At 64.0% G+C, this 19,977-nt stretch carries 18 protein-coding genes; 6 read left to right on the forward strand and 12 right to left on the reverse strand.

Annotated features, from left to right (window positions below):
- The first annotated feature begins 121 nt into the window (after positions 1–121).
- Positions 122–511, forward strand: coding sequence for a hypothetical protein (locus AB0N72_RS19650; RefSeq protein WP_363934798.1), 390 nt, complete (start codon positions 122–124; stop codon positions 509–511).
- Here AB0N72_RS19650 and AB0N72_RS19655 read toward each other — a convergent pair.
- The 3 genes from AB0N72_RS19655 to AB0N72_RS19665 form a co-directional block, all read right to left on the reverse strand.
- Complete coding sequence (locus AB0N72_RS19655; protein WP_363934796.1) at positions 480–908, reverse strand: hypothetical protein; 429 nt, start codon at positions 906–908, stop codon at positions 480–482. The two genes, AB0N72_RS19650 and AB0N72_RS19655, sit on opposite strands and share 32 nt — an antisense overlap.
- Before the next feature lie 52 nt (positions 909–960).
- On the reverse strand, positions 961–4,221 hold the full coding sequence (locus AB0N72_RS19660) for a hypothetical protein (protein ID WP_363934794.1): 3,261 nt from the start codon (positions 4,219–4,221) through the stop codon (positions 961–963).
- A gap of 190 nt (positions 4,222–4,411) precedes the next feature.
- The gene (locus AB0N72_RS19665) at positions 4,412–6,037 is read right to left on the reverse strand and encodes a sigma-70 family RNA polymerase sigma factor (RefSeq protein WP_363934793.1); all 1,626 of its coding nucleotides are present in this window, start codon (positions 6,035–6,037) and stop codon (positions 4,412–4,414) included.
- A 439-nt stretch (positions 6,038–6,476) separates the two neighbouring features.
- Here AB0N72_RS19665 and AB0N72_RS19670 point away from each other — a divergent pair, with 439 nt between their 5' ends.
- Positions 6,477–6,812 (forward strand): hypothetical protein, encoded by a 336-nt coding sequence (locus tag AB0N72_RS19670; protein ID WP_364081407.1) that lies wholly within the window; start codon positions 6,477–6,479, stop codon positions 6,810–6,812.
- Positions 6,813–6,822: 10 nt separating this feature from the next.
- Here the strand turns inward: AB0N72_RS19670 and AB0N72_RS19675 are convergent, their stop codons facing one another.
- The 4 genes from AB0N72_RS19675 to AB0N72_RS19690 form a co-directional block, all read right to left on the reverse strand.
- Positions 6,823–7,185 (reverse strand): GNAT family N-acetyltransferase, encoded by a 363-nt coding sequence (locus AB0N72_RS19675; protein ID WP_363934790.1) that lies wholly within the window; start codon positions 7,183–7,185, stop codon positions 6,823–6,825.
- On the reverse strand, positions 7,182–8,525 hold the full coding sequence (locus tag AB0N72_RS19680; RefSeq protein ID WP_363934788.1) for an acyltransferase: 1,344 nt from the start codon (positions 8,523–8,525) through the stop codon (positions 7,182–7,184). Before AB0N72_RS19680 ends, AB0N72_RS19675 begins: the two co-directional genes overlap by 4 nt.
- A 97-nt stretch (positions 8,526–8,622) precedes the next feature.
- On the reverse strand, positions 8,623–9,831 hold the full coding sequence (locus AB0N72_RS19685) for an amidohydrolase (protein WP_363934786.1): 1,209 nt from the start codon (positions 9,829–9,831) through the stop codon (positions 8,623–8,625).
- Positions 9,828–11,246, reverse strand: coding sequence for an MFS transporter (locus AB0N72_RS19690; RefSeq protein ID WP_363934784.1), 1,419 nt, complete (start codon positions 11,244–11,246; stop codon positions 9,828–9,830). Before AB0N72_RS19690 ends, AB0N72_RS19685 begins: the two co-directional genes overlap by 4 nt.
- Positions 11,247–11,376: 130 nt before the next feature.
- Here AB0N72_RS19690 and AB0N72_RS19695 point away from each other — a divergent pair, with 130 nt between their 5' ends.
- Positions 11,377–12,402, forward strand: a complete 1,026-nt coding sequence (locus AB0N72_RS19695; RefSeq protein ID WP_363934782.1) for an Lrp/AsnC family transcriptional regulator — start codon at positions 11,377–11,379, stop codon at positions 12,400–12,402.
- A gap of 61 nt (positions 12,403–12,463) precedes the next feature.
- A complete protein-coding gene (locus AB0N72_RS19700; RefSeq protein WP_363934780.1) occupies positions 12,464–12,883 on the forward strand; it encodes a VOC family protein in 420 nt (139 codons plus the stop codon).
- Here AB0N72_RS19700 and AB0N72_RS19705 read toward each other — a convergent pair.
- From AB0N72_RS19705 to AB0N72_RS19725, 5 genes are all read right to left on the reverse strand, one after another.
- Positions 12,880–13,272 carry a DUF1304 domain-containing protein gene (locus tag AB0N72_RS19705; RefSeq protein WP_363934778.1) on the reverse strand — a complete coding sequence of 131 codons (393 nt, stop codon included), beginning with the start codon at positions 13,270–13,272 and terminating at the stop codon, positions 12,880–12,882. The two genes, AB0N72_RS19700 and AB0N72_RS19705, sit on opposite strands and share 4 nt — an antisense overlap.
- Positions 13,273–13,310: 38 nt before the next feature.
- Positions 13,311–14,186, reverse strand: coding sequence for a class II fructose-bisphosphate aldolase (locus tag AB0N72_RS19710; protein WP_363934776.1), 876 nt, complete (start codon positions 14,184–14,186; stop codon positions 13,311–13,313).
- Positions 14,186–15,655, reverse strand: coding sequence for a GntP family transporter (locus AB0N72_RS19715; RefSeq protein ID WP_363934774.1), 1,470 nt, complete (start codon positions 15,653–15,655; stop codon positions 14,186–14,188). Before AB0N72_RS19715 ends, AB0N72_RS19710 begins: the two co-directional genes overlap by 1 nt.
- A gap of 175 nt (positions 15,656–15,830) precedes the next feature.
- Positions 15,831–16,733 carry an NAD(P)-dependent oxidoreductase gene (locus AB0N72_RS19720; RefSeq protein WP_363934773.1) on the reverse strand — a complete coding sequence of 301 codons (903 nt, stop codon included), beginning with the start codon at positions 16,731–16,733 and terminating at the stop codon, positions 15,831–15,833.
- A 17-nt stretch (positions 16,734–16,750) separates the two neighbouring features.
- Positions 16,751–18,238: a four-carbon acid sugar kinase family protein gene (locus AB0N72_RS19725; RefSeq protein WP_363934771.1), complete on the reverse strand. Its 1,488-nt coding sequence runs from the start codon at positions 18,236–18,238 to the stop codon at positions 16,751–16,753.
- 129 nt (positions 18,239–18,367) lie between these two features.
- Between AB0N72_RS19725 and AB0N72_RS19730 the strand changes: the two genes are divergently transcribed.
- The gene (locus AB0N72_RS19730; protein WP_363934769.1) at positions 18,368–19,171 is read left to right on the forward strand and encodes an alpha/beta fold hydrolase; all 804 of its coding nucleotides are present in this window, start codon (positions 18,368–18,370) and stop codon (positions 19,169–19,171) included.
- A gap of 69 nt (positions 19,172–19,240) precedes the next feature.
- Positions 19,241–19,966 carry a FadR/GntR family transcriptional regulator gene (locus AB0N72_RS19735; protein ID WP_363934767.1) on the forward strand — a complete coding sequence of 242 codons (726 nt, stop codon included), beginning with the start codon at positions 19,241–19,243 and terminating at the stop codon, positions 19,964–19,966.
- Positions 19,967–19,977 lie beyond the last annotated feature (11 nt).

Consider the following 19,977-nt stretch of genomic DNA (forward strand, 5'->3'; position numbering starts at 1 on the left):
GAATAAGGCCCCTCCCTGCCCGGACCGGTCTCTCTTCAGAGCACGGCGGTGGGCTTCCGGCGGGGCCCCGCGGGGCAGGAGTAGAGTGCAGGGACAAGAACAGTCTGCGGCTGGGGGCCACATGAAGGACCACGTCCACGAACGTCTCGGTTTCCGCGAAATCGACGAGCACGGCAACGCACTGCAGGCAGTGAGTCCCCACGTTCCAGAGACCGTGGACCCCACGCGGAAGCGCCTTTCAGTGAACCCGTTTATTGTTGCCCTCTGGGTTCTCGATGCCGGCTTGATGTGGTTGGGGTTGTGGGCTGTGGCCACTGCCGCAGGGGCCCTGACCGCGCCCGCGCCTTACCAGAATGCCGGATCCGCACAGTTCCTGTACATGATGCTGTCCAACGCGCCCTACGCGCTGCTGGCTGCCGTTCTCATGACTGCCGGACTCTTGTTCTGGCATGCACATCAGTGGCAAAAGAAACGGCCTGCTACAGCACCGTCGCCCCCAGGACGCACCTGACGTCCACCCCCGTTTTGGAGAACTCGGCATTGATCGCCCAGTCCAGGACTTCGCCCGCCGCTGCGTCCTTGAACGTCTGTTCTCCCCGCGCAAGCACGGCGGAAGTCTTGGAATCCACCCAGCTGACAGTGATCTTTACAGTCCCCGTGGCGCCCACCGGAGGAGTCACCGTTCCCTTGGCCGCCACCTTCCCGGACGCCGTGTCGCAAGCGCTCATGGTGGTGGCCTGAATGATGCCGGTGCCCGGGTTCGCCGGCCTTGCCTCGCCTGTGGTGGCGGCTTGGGTTGTAGTTGACGAGGGCGACGCGCCCGCCTCGTTGCTTTGCGGCGAAGAACAAGCGGAAAGCGCCGAGGCCGCAAGCAGCACGCCCACAATGCACGCTACTGATTCCTTCATGTGCTGGTTACCTGGATCTTTCGTGATGGGTAAATGGAAGGGCGAATACTGCCTAGGCCTCGGAACGCTTGCGGCGCCCAACGAAAAACAGGAAGAGACCAACACCGGCCGCCAAGAGGCTGACAGGCAATACGGTGAGGACAACACCAGTGCTGGCCAATGACCCCCCGCTGTGACCGGCAGCAGACGGCCTGCCCTGCGGGAAGGTCACTCCAGCCGTTGATGAAGCCGTGCCCATCGGCGGTCCCGTGGGAGGTGTGCCGGTTGCGGTAGCAGTATTGGCCACGTTGCCTGCGTTGATGTCCGCCTGCGTGATGGCATACGTTGCCTTTGCCGTCACCATCTGGCCAGGCAGCAACGTGCCCGGCGTACCGGGCCATGCATAGGCCACGGCCGAAAGGCCAGGCATGGAATCGTTGACTGCAACATCCTTCAGCGGGACATTCCCGGTGTTCTTCACATTGAACGTGTAGGTAATCAGGTCACCCGCACGGGCCGGGTCGCCTACAGCCGAAGCATCGGCCGTCTTGGTGAACTCCAGTCCTGCTGCCGGCGTCAACGGAGTATCCGTGGTTCCCGGAAGCGGCGTGAGCGAAGGGCCGGTGGGCGGTACGCCGGTGGTGGTGGCGCTGTTGGCGACATGACCGGCGTCGATGTCCTCCTGAGTGATGGCGTATGTTGCCGATGCTGTCACCGTCTGGCCGGGCATGAGTGTTCCGGGAGCACCGGGCCAGATGTATGCCAGCGCCGAGAGGCCGGCCAGGGGGTCGTCGATTGAGACGTTCTTCAACGTGACGTTCCCGGCGTTCTTCGCCGTGAACGCGTACGTGATGCGGTCACCAACCCTCGACGGCGAGTGAACAGCGGAGGCATCAGCCGTCTTGGTGAACTCCATGGCCGGAGACGGTGTCAAGGGAGTATCCGTTGTTCCAGGGCGAGGCGTAACCGCCGGACCTGTGGGAGGAGTGCCCGTGGTGGTGGCGCTGTTGGCGACATGACCGGCGTCGATGTCCGCCTGGGTGACGGCGTACGTTGCCGTAGCCACCACCGCTTGGCCCGGAAGCAGCTCGCCGGGAGTGCCGGGCCACGAGTAGGTCAGTGCCGAGAGGCCTGCCAAGGGGTCGTCAATGGACACTTTCTTCAACGTAACATTGCCCGTGTTTTTCGCGGTGAACGTGTACGTGATGCGGTCGCCAATCGACTGGCCAGCGGAGGCATCAGCCGCCTTGGTGAACTCCATGGCCGGACCGGAAGCCAGTGGCGTATCCGTGCCTGCCGAAGGGGGTGTTACTGCCGGGCCCGTGGGCGGAGTACCTGTTGTGCTGGCCATATTGGCCACATGACCGGCGTTAATGTCGGCCTGCGTGATGGCGTACGTGGCCGTTGCCGTGACAGCCTCACCAGGGAGCAAGGTGCCCGGAGTTCCCGGCCAGGCGTATGTCAGGCTGGAGAGGCCTGCCAGGGGATCGTTGATCACAACGCCCGTGAGGGGCACATTTCCGGTGTTGCTGGCGGTGAACGTGTAAGTGACCCGGTCACCTGCAACGGCCGGCGACTGCACGCCGGAAGCGTCGGCGGCCTTGGTGAACTCCATGCGGGGAGAGGGCAAAGCTGTGTTGGTCAGCACGCAACTGATGTCCGCGCCCGCAACAGGGGTCAGTGCCAGAGGCTGGTCCGCAACAGCTCCGGAAGGAAGCCCCTGCTGGAGTCCGTTGACATCCGTGCAGGTGATTGATTTGTCATAGGCAGCCAGGTTGGCGCCGGATTCCGTCAAGTAGTACGTGGTGCCGGTGGTGGCGGCGTACTTTCCGGTAATGCCAGTACCCCCGGTAACCGTTGCACCGGTGCCTGCCGTAGTCGAGTTGGCCGTGCTGTTGACCACAGGTCCGGCGCCCGAACCTGATCGGATTTCCACGGTGAACTGGTCCGCATCAACCAGGCGGGGAGCATCCAACGCCTTGCTCAAGGAAATCCGCGGTGCTTTGACCACCAAGGTTGCCTCGGCCGGCGGATTGAGGTTGGTCACGATGTTCGCGGGGCCGTTGCTGTATGTACCTTCAGTGTCAGAGGTGACGTCGACGGTGATGGTGCAGGACTCCGCGCCCTTGGCCAAGTCACCGCCGGTAACAGCGACGACGTTGCTGCCCGCGACGGCCGTGGTGGCCAGCGGGTCCCCTGCCGACTGGACACAGGTGCCGCCCACGTTGGGCGCAGCGCCGACTTTCAGGCCGGCAGGCAGGGTGTCCGTGATGGACCAGTCGTTCTTCGCATTAAGTTCGCTGGTGTTGGTGACGGTAAACGTGAGGGTGGAGGATTGGCCCGGGCCGATCAGCGACGGCGAAAAAGACTTGTCCAGTTGCGGCGTAACGTCCACCAAACGCACGTTATCGAAAGCGCCATCGTTGCCGTTGGTGGTTCCGTTGTTGTTCCACATCTCCAGGCCCAGGGATGCCCCAGTGGACTGGAAGGCTTGGTTGGTGGTCATCGAGTTGATGTTCACGGTCTTGGTCACGGTACCGAAGACGCCGCCGACATTGCTGGTTACCTGCTGGTGGAATGACTGGACGTTGGGGTCCGAGGAGGCCTGGCAGCCGTCGACAGGGTTTCCGATGGGGGTAACGGTTCCGTCGGCGTCGATCCGGGCGAACTGGTAGGAAGGATCCGAGGTTCCGCCGAGGCAATTCATGTAGGCCGTATCAACGCCGAAGGTGTAGTAATGGCCCGCCGTGGTTGCCAAGGGAGTAACCGTCTTGAACATCACCCCGGCCTGGGGACCGGCCGGGATAAGGGCGCAGGGGCCCGTGGTGGTGTTCGTGGAGGGGCACTCGGTGAATGAACTCGTCACATGGTTGGTGTCCGGCGAGCCGGGAGTGAACTGTTGGCCCATGCCCTTGGCCAACATGCGCAGGAACTGGTAGCTGCGGCGGGTACCTAGATCCGCGCAGCGATTCTCCGTGCCTGATCCTGCAGGGCCGGACACCGCCCAAGGGGGTGTATCGGCGTTGCCGTAGCTCAGGACGATCCCGTTGCACCGAACCGCGTCAATCCATGACGCGGAACCGGTGTAGGTCTGCCCGGTCGCTCCAACATAGCTCGTGGAACCAGGAGCAGAGTAGGACTGGGCGCCGAGCGCCGTGTTGTCGGTACCGTTCTCGAAATCTTCATTGAAGACGACCGTGCCGGGCTGCGTCACGCCAGGCGTCCCGGGGACTGTTGCCCGAGTGGGCGGGGCCATGGCGCCACCCACTCCCAATGAAATGATGACCGCTGCGAGAACGCTCGCCAGCAGCTTTCGGGGACGTGAATATCTCATTGACTCTCTTGCCTGTTCGGACCACGCCACGGACTCTGCCGGAGCATAAGTTCCCCCCGCGTGATGGATCTGTTGCGACAGGCTGCACCGAGGCATAGACCTGCTCAACCTCTTAGTGGCGGGAATCGTTGAATCGTGACGCGAAAATCCAAAAAACTTTTTTGGCCGACAGGAAAGGGCCGTCAGGGGGCTAGTGGAAAGTACTGATGAACGACTTGGGCACGATTCCCTGGCCAGCAAATTGGTAGTTCAGGGTTCCGCTCTCCGCGTCCGCGGGCAGGGTCACCGCCATGACGAAAGTCAGCTGGCTTTGGTCGATTGAGTCCGTGATGCACCGGATCTGATGCGCCTCCGAAGCGCTGCAGTCCCACCCGGAGGGCATTACAGTCTTCCCCGCAATGAACGTAATATCCGCCGGCAGGGCGAAGACAGCTTCCCCTGACGTCGGCGAGCCACCCCCGGCCAAGGAGAACTGAACCTGGAGGTCACGCTCCACGGCGGCCGGGCCCTGGCTGGCCGTGAACGTCGCCTCCACCGTGTGGGTCAAAGGCGCCTCCGAAGCGGCAGCCTGCGGCGCCGTCGTCGAGGAAATGACGCCAGGGTCCGCCACAACTGCACTCCGCTTCAGCGGCTCTTCAGGCGGAACCACGACGGCGGGAGGTTGGCTGGCGGGCGCGGATGGCACTGAGGTGGGAGCAACGACAGGCAGGAGGGGTGGTTCCACCGTGGAACTGGTTTCCGGCGTCACGCTGCTGCCCGGCGTCGGCGTTGCCACGCCAGATTCAGCTTCCGCCTCCGCCGCAATGCTGGCCGGCGACTCCGCTACCGCCACTGAGGCAGGTGCGGGGCCGGGTTGCAGAAGCCACGTGAGGGCCCCGGTCACTGCTGCTGCACCGAGCACCAAGGCTGCAGCGACTTTCCAGGCCTGGCTGATTCCATGAAGACCGACGGCGGCGGCCTTGCCGGACATTGCGGCCCCTCCAGCTCCCGGCCAACCCACAGCTCCGGCAGCCGCAGGAGTAAACGCAACGCCGGCAACCAAGGGGAACAGGATTGCCCGCATGCCGCCCTGGACATCGTTGAGTTCCATCAACAAGGCCGTGCACTTGGCGCAGCTTGCCAAGTGCACATCCACTTTTTCCTTGGACGTGCGCTTGAGGGCACCGCGCACATACTTGCCGAGCTGGCCGGCAAACTCTTCGCATGCCTCGTCAACGCTACGGCTGATGTGGTGTTGCAAGTAAGCCTGGCGAAGTCCTTCCCTGGCCCTGATGGCCAACGACGAAACACCATTGGGGGTCAGGCCCACCAAGGGAGCAACCGAAGCCGGCTTCAGCCCTTCGATGTCCAAGTGGTACAGCACGGCTTGCCAGCGCTCGGGCAGGGACCTGAAGGCTTGTGCCATGATGCTCGACTCAAGGTCTTCGATCACGCGATCGTCATCGTGGACGGCGAAGTCCAGAACGGCGTCATCGGCGGCGGCTTGGGTAAGCCTGGCTTTCCGGTTGCGCTCATGCGCCGTGCGCCGCACGACGGTCAGCAGGTACGAACGGAAAAACTCCTTCGGACCCTTGCCGTCTTTCAAGGACTGGAAGATGGAGGCGAAGGCCTCGGCGACGACGTCATCGGCGTCACTGGGATTGTCTGACTGCGTGCGGGCAACGTGTTGGGCGATCTGCACATGCCGCGTGTAAAGAGTGTCGAAAGCCTCGGTGACGCCCTGCCGGACGAGGTTTAGGATGTGGGGATCGCTGTCGTTACCGGCGGCCAATGCTGGGGACGCCCCACCGGCCCCGGCCACTAATACTTGATCCATAAACAGTAGTGTGTCATCAGATTGCAGCGTGACTTGAATCGCAGGGTACTTACGACTATAAGGGGCGAAAACTTTCGTCGAATAAGCGACACAAATCTGCCCTGCGCGCCACTAATGAAGCATGAGGTCTCACAGCTTCCGCTCCGCACGGGGAGTCACGCGTTTCAGGGGTCGGTCTTCGTTGTCCCGGGTGGTGCGGTCGATGCACGCAGGGGAAGCATTTCCCTATCGAAGTGCGGCAACACCGGTTTCGCCTGCACGGCTTTATGGTTCACGGTCACCGGGCGGGCAACCGAAATCCGTCACGTTGATCCATGGTGCGGACAAGTCCACGGCGGTCCCCGGGGAGACCGTGACCTTTACGGCATGGATCATGAACGAGTCCACTTGCCATCTCCGTAACATTCGTCTTATTCCGCGGTCTTTCACCAACGAGGCCATGGAGCCCCTTTTGTACACCTCCAGCCCGGAGCGCCGCCATCTGTCCGTCGGGTCCCTGGCTCCAGGCGAAGGCGTGATGCGGAGTTTCTCTTATCGAGTGACGGAGGCGGACCATGTGCACGGCGGCAGCCTCGTGAGCGCCATGCAGGTCCGGGCCTGGTGCCTCGGCCAGGAAGTGCTGGACGAGCACGATGCCATCGTGGCGCTCTCAGGCGAACGCCTGGATTGGCCTGCCCGCCCAGCGCGCCCCGGCCTCGGCTTCTGGTCCTCGGCAACCGTCACGTCAGTGTCGCCGCGCCGGAAAGGGCATTGGGGCGGCGCGGGGTCCGACTGACCCAATAGAGCTAGTTGTTGTTCGCTTCCGATTCGACCGCCGGCTTTTCCTTGGGCCAATCGACATCCTGCTCGTAGCCTTCGTGCTTCTTCAGGTACGCGGCAATGAACGGGCAGTGGGGGATGATGCGTTTGCCAGATGCCACGACGTCGTCCAGGGCAAAGTGGGCCAGAATGTTGGCCAGGCCTTGGCCCTTGAACTGGGACCTCGTCTCGGTGTGAATGAAATCGATGTGGCCGGGCCTATCCATGAACTGCGAAATCACGGCCAACTCCCCGTCCACATGAAGCTCGTAGCGGTGGAATTTGTCGTTGCGAAGCGTAGTAACGCCGGGGCGGAACGACTCGGCCAGTGAATCCGTATTCTCGGTCATGATTCGAGATTGGCACGTAAATCGTGCGCTGGCAACGTGAGCCCGGACGCCTCCGCGCGTTTCGCTCCCGCCGGCGGCAGCACCGGCGTCGGAACCCTGCCCAGCAGCAGGACGGACAGCGCGAAGCACGCCGCTCCCCCACCCAGCAAAGCGAGCGTAAGGCCATTGAAGGCAGCGTCCGTCACCGGGATGAAAACCACGACGGCGGCCGTCACCACAGCCGCCCGCGCCGGCCCGCGCGCGTGGCTGGCCGCCGTCGGACGATCCTCAAGTGGGCCGAAAACCGCCGCCACGGGGACGAGCAGGGCTACCACCGCGATGAAGACCGGTATTCGCGCCCACCACCACTCGGCCGTCTCCGCCATCGGCCTGGGCACATCGGTGAGCAGCAGCAGCCCCGACATCCCCACAAGAAGGGGAAGATGCCACAGATACACCGTCATGGACCGGCGTCCGGCCACGGCTATCACGGCGCGGATCCACCGGACGTCGGCGAGCCACCGCACGCCAGGGGCCAGCAGCTGCAGGGTCGCCGTCTGGGAAATGCCCAACAGGAGCAGGCACAAATTGGGTGGATTGATGTTCACCACCATGTTGCCCGGGTACACGCCGACTCCCGTGACGAGCCCCAACAGGAGGTTGCTCGAGGCGATGGCACCCACCAGCCAGGTGCGGCTGCGGTGCTCGAAAAAGCCGTCGGCCTTGAAGAAGCCCAGCTGTTGGACCGCGCACCACACAAAGATCATGTTGGTGAAGGCCAGTACGGGAATGGCTCCGCGGAGGGAATCGATGGTGATGATCAATGCCAGCAGTGCTGCGAAGGTCAGGAGCGGGGCACGTTCATGGAACCTCGCCATGAGCGGGATGCTGAGCTGAGCGGTGAGGTACGCGGCCAGGAACCACAACGGCATCGCTGCGCCCGTAGTCATCAGCTGGATAATCTGCGGGTGGACCCCGAGCAGCAGCGCCACCCACAACCCGCCCCACATGACCGCGAGCAAGGCCATGGCAGGGCGCACCAGGCGCAGGAGGCGAAGCTGGGCGAAGTCGAACCCGTCCCCTCCGGCTGCCTTCAAACGGCGCCAGGACTGGAGACCCGTGACCCCGCCCAGAACAAAGAACAAGGGAACGATCATCAGCACCCAGAGCACGGGCGTCGACCAGCCTTGCTCCATGAGCACGTTCCGGGTGTCGACGGTACCGTCCTTGTGCAGGACAGGGCTCACCATCATGCAATGGGCGGCCACCACCAGGAGCAGGCACGTGAAACGGACAAGGTCGATCGCCGGATCCCTCTGCGCAGCCGTTGGGCTGACCGCAGGAAACGCCTCCTGCTCCATGGCTCTCCCTTGAACGCATGCGGGTGCCGACCCCGCCTGCTGCTGCCTCCATTCTCCGCCCGGGAGAGCGATGGAGCCAGCAGCCGGGCCGTGGGCGCTACGTGTGTGTTGTCCGCAGCAGGCGCTTGCGTTGGACCGGATCCAGGGCGGCAGCCGCAGCGGCTGTCGCCAGCCCGAACGCGGCGTCGAGGACCGCCCTGTCGGCATCGGGCGAGGCGCCGAACGCCGCGAACTCCGCCGTGTGGTGCGCCGCGCCGCGAACGTCATAGCCAACCATGGGATGGATGCTGGGAACCAGCTGCGAAACGTTGCCCATGTCGGTGGAGGCAACCGGGTCGGCATTACAGGCGACGGCCCGGCCCCGCAGGGTCATTGCATCCTTGTATGCCTCCGAGAGGAACAAGTCCTGGCGCAGTTCGGCGTAGGCGTTGCCGGAGGGCGTCACCTGGAGCGTGCATCCGCTGGCATGGGCGCCTCCTTCAAGGCAACGCCGCACTTTGTCCTCAATGGTCCTCAGGATCCGGATATCCGGAGCGCGCATCTCAACGTTTGCCCGTGTGCGGTCGGGAATGACGTTGACGGCGCTTCCACCTTCGGTGACGATCAGCGAAACGATGGACCCTGCGGGCAGTTGTTGCCGCGCGAGGGCGATGGCAGTTTGCGCGATCACCAGGGCATCCAGCGCGTTGACGCCTTCGTCAGGAGCCGCGGCGGCGTGGGCTGCCCGGCCCTCGAACACCACATCCCACATGCCCATGGCCAGGGACGTACCGCCAACAACATCGCTTCCCCCGGCATGCGCCATCATGGCCAGCGACACGTCATTGAAGAAGCCCTCGTCGATCAAATCCACCTTGCCGCCGGTGGTTTCTTCTGCCGGCGTTCCCAGAACCTTTACGGTGATGTCCAGTTCCGCCGCCACTGCCGTGAGGGCCAGTGCAGCTCCGACCGCACTGGCCGCATTGACGTTGTGCCCGCAGGCGTGGCCAATTGCGGGCAGCGCGTCGTACTCCACGCACAATGCCACCACGAGCCCGCCGTTCCCGAAGCGCGCGCTGAAGGCGGTGGGCTGCGAGGGCTGCTTGTCATCAAAGCTAAAGCCGGCCTTTCGCAGTACCCGTTGGACCCGCCCAACGGCCCGGATCTCCTGGCCGCCGAGTTCCGGATCGGCGTGGATCGCGTGGCTCAGGTCCAGGATTTCAGGTGTCCAGCGTTGCAGGTGGCGGTCCAGGATCGTTTGGAGCCCGTCCTGGGAGGGAAGTACGACGGCGGCGCCCAGGCTCCCGCTGTTCGGTCCTGTGTTCATGCGGCCACCTCGGCGTCCTGGCGTTTGGGGTACCTGGCGCCGGCAGCTGCCGCTACGAGCGCCGCGACAGCCAGGGCTCCCCAGATGAAGAACAAGCCGGTCTCCGTAATGTGGCCGGACTCAGCGGTGGCGGACGAGATCAACTTCACCACGGCTGCCCCCACTGCAATGCCTACGGAGAGTGCCAACTCGTTCAGGCCGGCCGCCGTCGAGGTTTCCTCCAACGGCACCCCTTCAACCGACAGTGAGCGCGTGCCTGCCTGGTACATGCCCAGGCTGAGGTTGAACATGGCGAAGCCCAGGCAGTAGCCGGCCAAGGAGCTGTGGGCCAGGAACATCACCACGAAACCTCCGGCCAGCAGGATGCCGGCAAAGGCCAGGGTGGCTCGTTCGCCGAACTGGCGGAGTGCCTTGGCCGTCAGGAGTGATGATCCCAGTGACAGCACTGAAGCCAGGGCCAGGACCACAGCGATCATGAGCGGGCTCATGCCGAAGCCGTAGCCGGTCTTGTCGGGATGTGAGTGCAGGAAGATACCGTTGGTGCCGAAGTAGCTGATGGAGGCGAAGCCGAAGAAGAAAGTAGCCAGCGACACTGCCCGGATCCCGGGAATGGCCAGCATGCGCAGGTCCATGAACCGCTTGATCTGGGTGGTGCTGGAGTCGCGCCGGGCCCAGTAAGCCAGAAGGATCAGGCCAAGCAGACCCGCAACCAACGTCCGGGCATCCAGCCAGCCCCATTCGGGTGCCATGGAAAGGGCTACGACGAAACCGATGAGGCCGAGGGAGCACGCCAGCAGCGGTTTGAGGGCGATGCCCTCTCGGGTAGGGACTCCGGCCTCGGGCAGCAGGAAGGAACAGACGAAGGCGACCACCGCGAAGGGGACCGCGACCCAGAAGCCGAGCGCCGGGTCGGTGACACCCACAATGCCGGCAAGGAGGCCACCTGCTCCCACCATGATCATGAGCATGCCAATCATCACGCTGACGCCTGTTCGGGTGTGCGAGGGGCTGGTGACGCGGAGGATGCCCATCATGAGCGGGATGAACCCCACCACGCAGGTGAGCATGACGACGCCGAACGTCACCGTCCACAACGACGGCCATAACGCCATTTGCAGCACGCCGACCGTGACTACGCCGGTGGACCAGCGCAGCACCAGCCGGTAGCCGTAGCTGTCCCCAAGCCTGGAGATGATGGGGGTGAGCACGGCGAAGCTGACGTTGGAGATCAGGAAAATGCCGTTGATGGTGGGGTCGTCAATTGCGAAGACCGGTCCCAGTGCGGGAAGGATCGGGTTCAGGTAGCCCTGCGTGACGCCGCTGAGCGATTCAATCAATGCCATCGCCAGGATCATTCCGGCGATGGTCCGGCGGGTCATCATTGACGACGCCGGAAGTGCTGTGTTGCTTGCCATGTGCTTCCTTGGGGAGTTGGGCCAGGAGTGGGCCGCTGGGAAGAGTTGATTGGTGATGCGAGTCACAACGCTAAGACGGTCGTCTACACTTGCCGTGGAATTGTTCAAAACCCACGCGAGGCAGGCAATCTTGAAGGAATCAGCCATTATCTCCGAGCTGGATCTGGAAATCGTGAATGCCCTGCAAATAAATCCAAGGGCAGAGTGGAGCCGGGTGGCAGATGCCCTGGGGCTGTCCGGACCCACCGTCGCCCGGCGCTGGAACGCGCTGGCAGAGCAGGGCCAGGCCTGGATTACGCCCTCCCCCGGGCAGCGTTATCTCAACGCGGGCTGGTCGGCCTTCATCCACTTGTCTTCCACCCCGGGCCAAAGCGAGGAACTGCTTGAACGCCTGTGCGCGGAGCCTGCGTTCGCCACCGTTTCCCTGGTCTCGGGCCCGCACGATATCTTCATGGACTGCTTCGCTTCCAGCCATGGGGAACTGATGGACATCGTCACGGGATCTTTTCCCCGACTGCCCGGAATCACGCACCGCGAGGTTGTTTTCGTCACCAAGCTGTATCGTCAGGCCTCGGAATGGCGCAGCGGCACGCTGGAGCCTGCCCGGGCCCGGCTGGTCTCGGCCGGCCCCCTGCCCGAACCACCGGGCTACTCCCCCGACCGCCTTGACGCTGCGCTGCTGGAGGAGCTCTCACGGGATGGGCGCGCCAGCTGGGCGGAATTGGGTGCTGCCTGCGGCGTCTCACCCCAGACGGCGCGACGCCGGGTGGAGCGGTTCCTCGCAGCCGGCTACATATCCCTGCGGTGCGATACTTCGACGTCGGCGCAACAGGGACTGCGGGAAGTGACGTTGGAGCTGAACGTGCCGGCACACTTTGTTGACGACGTCGGCGGCTACTTCGCAGCGCTGCCCAACTGCCGCCTGAGCGCCCAGGTTCTGGGCGCCCAGAACCTGCTGGTGACCCTCTGGGTCCGCGACTACCTGGAAGTCCAGGCCTATGAACGCGAACTGGCAGAGCGGGCCCCGGGCAGCGCGGTCATCTCCCGCCAGGCAGTGGTGCGGACGTACAAGAGGGTTGGCCACGTCCTGGATGAATCCGGGCGCAGCCGCAAGGTGGTGCCCCTGCCGCTGTGGAAGGACAGCACCGCCGCGTGATTGTCCACATAGTCATTGTCGACTCTGGACGGGACGCTCAAACACCGGCAGGATCAGACGCATGACTACGTCCATTTTCGTGAATCTGCCCGTCAGCGACCTCGAAGCATCCAAGGCCTTCTATACGGCGCTTGGCTACACCATCAACCCGAACTTCACCGACGAAACCGCGGCTTGCGTGGTTTTCAGCGACACGATCTACACCATGCTGCTCACGCACGAGAAATTCAGCCAGTTCACCAAGCAGCCCATCGCGGACACCAGGAACTCGACGGCGGCCATCGTCGCACTTTCAGCCGACAGCCGTGAAGACGTGGACGCCTTGGCAACCAAGGCCCTGGAAGCAGGCGGGTCGGAGACCTACGACCCGCAGGATCTTGGTTTCATGTACAGCCGGGCCTTCAGGGACCTCGACGGCCACCACTGGGAAGTGCTGTGGATGGATGCCGCGGCAGCCCAAGCAGGGCCGCCGGAGCACTAACCCAGCGTTACAGCCAGGATTCCAAGCACGACGGCGAGCAACGGCGTCGTGCCTTGGATTGTGGCTGCGCGGAGGTACTTTTTGCCACTTGCCACCAGGACCAGTGCGGCAAGGAGCATGGAGCCGCACGAGCTGAAGACGAGGGTCCAACCGACCTGGGGTGCCCCCAGGGCCACTGCCACGATGCCGACCAAAGCACCGATGGCGAGAAACAGGTTGTAGAAGCCCTGGTTGTACGCCAGGGATTTCGTGGTTTCAGCGTCTGCCTGCGAGGTGATGCTGAACGTCTTCCACGTTGCGGGCTTGGTCCACGTGATGGACTCCATGGTGAAGATATACACGTGAAGCAGGGCGGCAATCAGGGCAAAAATCAGGGAGGCCACGATCATGGTTTGATCCTAGCCTCCCTGTGTTCCTGCACTGCGCGTCAGGAGCTGAGCATGTCCAGCGTGGCGCCGGCGAAGGTCGCTGCCGAGCGGTTCCAACGGCCTAGCAAACCCTGGAGATTCTCGCCATCCGCCCGGTAGGACGCGGTTTCAGCCTCAAGCGTGGCCAGTATCCCGGTCCGAAGCTCCGTGTTGAAGTTCACTTTGCCGATCCCAAGGGCAGGGGCTTTGGCCAGCTCGCCGGCCGGGATTCCGGACGCACCGTGGAGCACCAGTGGGACGATCGTCTGTGCGGCGATGTCCTGGAGCACGTCCCAGCGGATGTTCGGCTCTCCCTGATACTTCCCGTGCACGTTGCCCACAGCGACAGCCAGCAGTTGCGCACCGGTTCGCTCGAGGAAGCCGGCCACCTGCAGGGGGTCGGTGAGGCCGGGAACGGAAGCGCCGGCGTCGTGCGTTTCCGTGGAGGCGCCGAACGCCTTGTCCTCATCGCCCGCGAGGCCGCCGAGCTCGGCTTCCAGCACCACCGCGGAGTGACCCGCAGCATCCAGGTGGGCGCGGACTTCCCGGACCAGCGCGATGTTGTCTTCGTAGGGCAGGGAGGAACCGTCAGCCAGGACCGCGTCAGCACCGGCAGCCACGGACTCGAGGATCACCCCAAGGTCCGAAGCATGGTCCAGCTGGATCGACACGGGGACTGATGCGGAATCCGCCAAGCCGCGAAGCGCCGTAATGAGGCGAAGTCCATTGGCCATGGCAGCCGTCTTGGGAGCAACCAACAGAATCACGCCAAGCCGGGCTTCTTCCGCCGCGGACACTACGCCCAAAGCAGTGGTGAAGTCGTAGCAAGTGAACGCCGGAACGGCCGAATTGGACGCCAGGGCAGAGCTAACCAGCTGGTCGAGTGCAACGCGCATCAGTGGGCCAGGCCTCCCACCAGGATCCAAGCGACGTATGTCAGTGCGAACCCGGCCAGGCCGAGGATGGTGGTGAGGACGGTCCAGGTCTTGAGGCCGTCGGACACGGTGAGGCCGTAGTAGCGGATCACGGTCCAGAAGCCGGCGTCGGTCACGTGGGAGAGGCCGAGCGCCCCGAAGCCAATGGCGATCACAATCACGGCGATCTGCGCAGGCGAGTAGCCACCTTCCATCACCGCGGAGGTGAGCAGGCCGGTCGTCGTCACGATTGCCACCGTGGCCGAACCCTGGGCGGCGCGCAGGGCCAGGGAGATGATGAAGCCGAGCACGATCACCGGCAAGCCCAGGCTGTCCAGGGTGTGGGACAAGGCGGCGCCGATACCCGAGGTACGCAGGACTTCACCGAACACGCCACCGGCTGCTACCACCATGAGGATGGAGGCGATGGGAGGCAGTGCGCCTTCGAAGATTTCGCCGGTTTCCTTGAGGGACCAGTTGCGGCGGACGGCAAGCAGGAAGAAGGAGAGTGCCACGGCTACGAGCAGTGCCAGGAACGGGTTGCCGATGAACGAGGCCACGCCGTACCAGTAGTTGTCCTTGGAGATGGTCAGCGTGCCCACCGTGCCGAGGAGGATCTGCACGATCGGTGCTGCGATAAGGAACATGATCAGGCCAGGACGCGGAGGAGCGATGGCGCGGGCACCAGGACCGTCGTGGCCAACGTGGACCAGGGCTTCTGCGGAACCGAATTCTTCCACCTGCTGCTTCACGCCTGGGAGGAGTTCGTAGTCCTTGCGGTTCATGATGCTGGCAACCCAGTAGGACAGGAAACCGAGCGGCACGCAGATGATGAGGGAGATCAGTGTGATGAGTCCGATGTCGGCGCCGAAAACACCGGCGCCGGCAACGATGCCCGGGTGCGGCGGCACGGCGACGTGGATGGACAGCATGATGCCGGCCATGGGGAGCCCGAACTTGATGGGATGGACCTTGGCGATCTTGGCGAAAGCGTAAACGATCGGCACCAGGACAATCACGCCCACCTCGAAGAACACGGGGATCGCCACCAGGAAGCCCACGGCGGTCAGCGCTACGGCCACGCGCTTGGCACCGAGCTTCTCAGTAAAGTGTGTAGCCAGCGACTGCACGCCTCCGGAGACCTCGATCATGCGGCCAAGGATCGCGCCGAGTGCAATCAACAGGGCAACCTTGCCCATGGTGCTGCCCACGCCGTTGGTCACTACCGTGAAGATGTCCTTGAGCGGAATCTGGGCAGCCACACCCACCAGGATGCTGACGGCGAGCAGGGCCACAAAGGCCTGGATCTTGAAGCGGATGATCAGCACCAGCAGCAGGGCGATGCCTGCAGCGGCGATGGTCAGCAGAAGGGGTGTTCCCAGCTCCACTGCGGGCTTGATGGCAGGGGCATCAGCAGCCCTGACCATGAACGAATTGACGAGGGGATTCATTGGGGCGTTGTCTCCTTTGACAGGCCGGTCCGTGCAGTAGTCCGGCGGGAGGTGGCGGCGACGACGAAGGGGGGATCGCCGTCGTCGCGCGTTCTGGGGTCGGTGCTGGAGTTTTTGTACAGCAGGTGCCCTTAAGAGGGCTTTTTAAGGGCGTTACCTGTACAAAAACTCCGGGTTAGGGGGTGCGCTTGGCGGGCGCTACTACCTTGATGACTGCGGAGTCGTCAGCGGCGGCGAGGCCCTGGGCCTGGCCGAGGAGGTACAGCTGTTCCGCAGCGGCGGCGACGGGTGCGGCGAGCCCGGCGGCACGGGTTGCCTTGCCCACGATGCCCATGTCCTTGACGAAGATGTCCAGGCGGCTGAGGACTTCGGCGCCTTCTTCGTTGTAGGCCTCAAGGATGCGGGGTCCGCGGTTCGAGAGCATGAAGGAACCTGCGGCTCCGGCTTCAAGTGCGGCCAGCGTCTTGGCTTGGTCGAGGCCAAGGGCGTCGGCCAGCGCCAAAGCTTCAGCAGCAGCAGCGATGTGGACTCCGCACAGCAGCTGGTTGACGGTCTTGAGGGCTTGGCCGTCACCGGGCTTGTCGCCCACGATGGTCAGCGTGGAGGCCAGCAGCTCCAGGGCGGGCCGGGCCTTTTCAAGTGCCTCGGGCTCAGCGCCCACTACGATCAGGAGGTCGCCTTCGCCTGCACGCTTCGGTCCGCCAGACAGGGGCGCGTCCACCAGGGACACGCCGTATTCGGCGAGTTTTGCCACGGTAGCGGGGATCGCCTCGGTGCCCACGGTGCTGCCCAGGATCACGACGGCGCCCGGCTTCAGCACGGAGGCGACACCGTTTTCGCCGAACAGGACATCGTTGAGTTGCTCGCCGTTACGGACGGCGAGCAGCAATGCGTCCGCGTCCTGCGAGGCTTCACGGGCGGAAGCGAAAGTCTTGATTCCCGCGGCGGCAGCGAGTTCCAGCCGGGCTTCGGCGATGTCGAAGCCGTGGACCGTCACCTGGGACGCGAGGCGGGTCGCCATCGGCAGGCCCATGGCGCCCAAACCCAGGACGGTGACGGTGTAATTGCTGCTGGTCATGATGTTCTCCGTTGAATCTAGAAAGTTGCGCTGAGCTTGCGGGTGACGTGGGTCAGTGATTGGTCGTCGCCGACGTTGCCGGCGAAGACGATGTATGGGATGCCCTTTGCGGGGCCGTCCACCGGTTCCCACAGCGAGACGATGCCCGGGAGCATCGGGCCGCGGACGATTGCGTGGCGGATTTCCAGGCCATGGGCGGCGACGTCCGAGGACGTGATGCCACCCTTGGCGATGACGAACCGCGGCGGGAAAGTCTTGAGGGTCCGGTTGACCACGGCCACGACGGCGGCGGACACGGTGCGGGCGATCTTCAGGCTCGCTGCGGCGTCGTCGGTCTTGATGAGGAGGCGGCTGGTGTGGACGATGACGTCACCTTGGCGGAGTGCATCGACGACGTCGGACACGACAGTTCCGACGTAGGCCTCACCTTGGGCTGCGAGCAGCTTTTCGACGTCGATCTCAATGGTCCGCGCCGAGCTGTGCTGGGCGGTGAGGTCATTGAGTTGCCGCGTGGTGACTCCCACGTGCGAGCCCACCACGACCAGTCCGCCTGCGGTGGACGGGGTGTTGCCGGCGTAGGCCTCATCGGGCGTGAGGGCCGCACGGATGTCCTGGCCGATGCGGCCCCTGACGAAGGGCGGACCTACACGGTACAGGAGCTTCTTGCCGCGGCGTTCTGCTTCCTCCAGGCCCAGCGCCAAGGCCCTGAAGTCGTTCTCAGTGACGATGTCGGCCACGATAGGGGTGGAATTGGTGGCTGGTTCAATGGCGTCGGCGATGGCCTTGGCGGAAATGGCGGTGTCCTGCGCTGAAGCACCTGCGCGGATAATGTTCAGGTCCAGGACGATCACGTCGCCTGCAGGGAACCGCCCCTGTGACTTCTCCTCCACATACTTGGCCAGCTCGGAGTTTACGAAACCGAAGCTCGCATCCTTGGCGAATTCCGTCTCCGCCACCGGGGTGAGCTTTCCGGCGTCGCCCCGCATGTAGTGCACGCCGCCGATGGTGACACGACCGGCGTCCGGGAACGCCGGTACGATGACGACGCCGTCGGTTGCCTCCCCGGTTTCGGCAGCCACAGTTGCAGCGATGGTGTCGGGTTCCAACGGATAGTGGCCGCGAAGTGTTGAGTCGCTGCGGCTGACGAAGCCCACCCGGAGCCCATCCCCGGACAGGGCGGCAGCGGCGAGCGCGTTGCGGACGATTTCCTCGTTGCGTGCCGCAGCCTCTGTCGGGTCCAGGCTGCGCGTGTTGGTGAGCACGTAGACGGCGGGCTTGGTTTCGTTGTCGCGGATGTGGCTGAAAGCCCAGGCAAAGTCCTCCACGTCCCAACGGGTGAGGACGGCGAGGTCGGCGACGGACTGCGTGCCGGTGGGGTCGTCGTCGAGCACTACCAGGATCCGGGGCGACGTAGCTGAGGACGCTGCAACGGTGTCGGCAACCAGCTGGGCAGGAATGTGGACTTCTGCCGGAAAGGCGGCAAGAACGTCTGCTTCTAGGATCACTGTGCACTCCATCGTGGAAAATCTCTACTGCGGTTTATGAATGTCAGATGTCAGACATCTAACATTTGAATCAGTGTGACACAACGCTCCATCCCCGCGCAAGGAGAGCGGCGTCACTAGGCTGGGTGCATGGTTGGCCATCAAACACGGACCGTTTACGTGGATATCCGGACGCCTGGCGTTTCCGCAGGTGGGAGCGTTCCCGCAGTCCTCATCCACGGTTGGGCCTCCAGTTCCGTGTACTGGGAGCCGCTGGCAAAAAAGCTGCTCGACGCCGGACGTGCTGTGTGGGTTGCCGACCTCCCGGGCTACCACCCCGGCGGGAAACTGTCCCCGGAATTCGAGTGGACGCTTGACTCGGCAGCTGAATGCCTTGCGGCTGCGCTCGAATCCAGGCAGAGCGGGCCGGTTCATCTCGTGGGGCACTCGCTGGGTGGCAGCGTGGCCCTCACTCTCGCCGCCGCCCACCCTCACCTGGTGGCCACGGTGACCCTGGTTGGCATGGTCCCGGCGCCACCGAACGAAAGTTTCCGGGCAATGCTGCAGTCGCAATTGACGCAAGGTTTCATTGACGCCCGGACCAAGGCCGCTTGCATGGAGGCCTGGTACGGCCACCTGTCCCCCGAGGACTGGGAGCTGCTCAGCCGCGGGTTCGACGTGCCCTTCGAGGTTCTGCGCGCCAGCGGCGAGGCGGCCATGGCCGGCGTCGAGCCTTCAACGCCGGGGCGCGTTCGCGCGCCGCTGCTGGTACTGGCCGGCGCCGAAGACCGGGTACGGTCCACGGACCAGATGGTCGGGTTTGTGAACGCGGACCCGCGGCGCCGCCTCACAATTGTTCCGGACGCAGGGCACAGCGTCCATTGGGAGCAAGCACAACAATGCGCCCAGGCACTGCAGGAGTTTTGGCGATCCAGCGGGCCACTGCCAGCGTAAGATGTCTGACATCCATCCCGCCGCGGGCTGCGCGGAGCACGATGGGCGGAGTGAAGGAAACGGGGATACATGGCACGCAAGTCGCTGGTGGGCGTGGTGGCTGATGAGTTGCTGGACCGGATCATTGCGGGCGAATTTCCGCCCGGTACGGTTGTTCCGGGCGAGCTTGAGCTCAGCGCCCGGCACGAGGTGAGCCGGATGACTGTCCGTGAAGCCATGAAGACCCTGGAAGCGCAGCGGATCCTCAGCGTTGAACGCGGCCGCGGAACATTCGTCAACCCGCTGAACCAGTGGGCTTCCCTGGAAGCCGTGCTGCGTGCCGCTTCGGAAGGAACCAAGGACGCGGCCGCTGCCGTCCAGTTGATCGAGCTTCGCCGGATGCTCGAAACAGGCGCCTGCGAGCTCGCCGCGGAACGCATCACCGACGACGAACTCATCACGCTCAAAGAGCATGTGGAAAAGATGCAGTCCTCGCATGAAGTCAATGACCTCGCCGGTTTCGTGGAAGCGGACCTTGCCTTCCACGACGTGATCCTCCATGCCTCCGGCAATGTCTTCGTTGCTGTCCTGTTCGAGCCGCTGCATCGGGTCCTCGAGGCCCGCCGCGCGGAAACCTCTGCGTTCCCGGAGATCCAGGAGCACGCAATCGGGCACCACCGGAAGATTGCGGCGGCCCTGGAGTCGCGCAACGCCAACGAGGCACGGCTGGCCATGGATGCCCACATGCAGCAGACACTGGATGACCTGAAAACCTACGTGCTGGATGCCCAGGAGGCAGGCCCTGCTCCGGAATAGATTCCCGACCA

The organism is Paenarthrobacter sp. NPDC089307 (assembly GCF_040685055.1).
Taxonomy (GTDB): domain Bacteria; phylum Actinomycetota; class Actinomycetes; order Actinomycetales; family Micrococcaceae; genus Arthrobacter.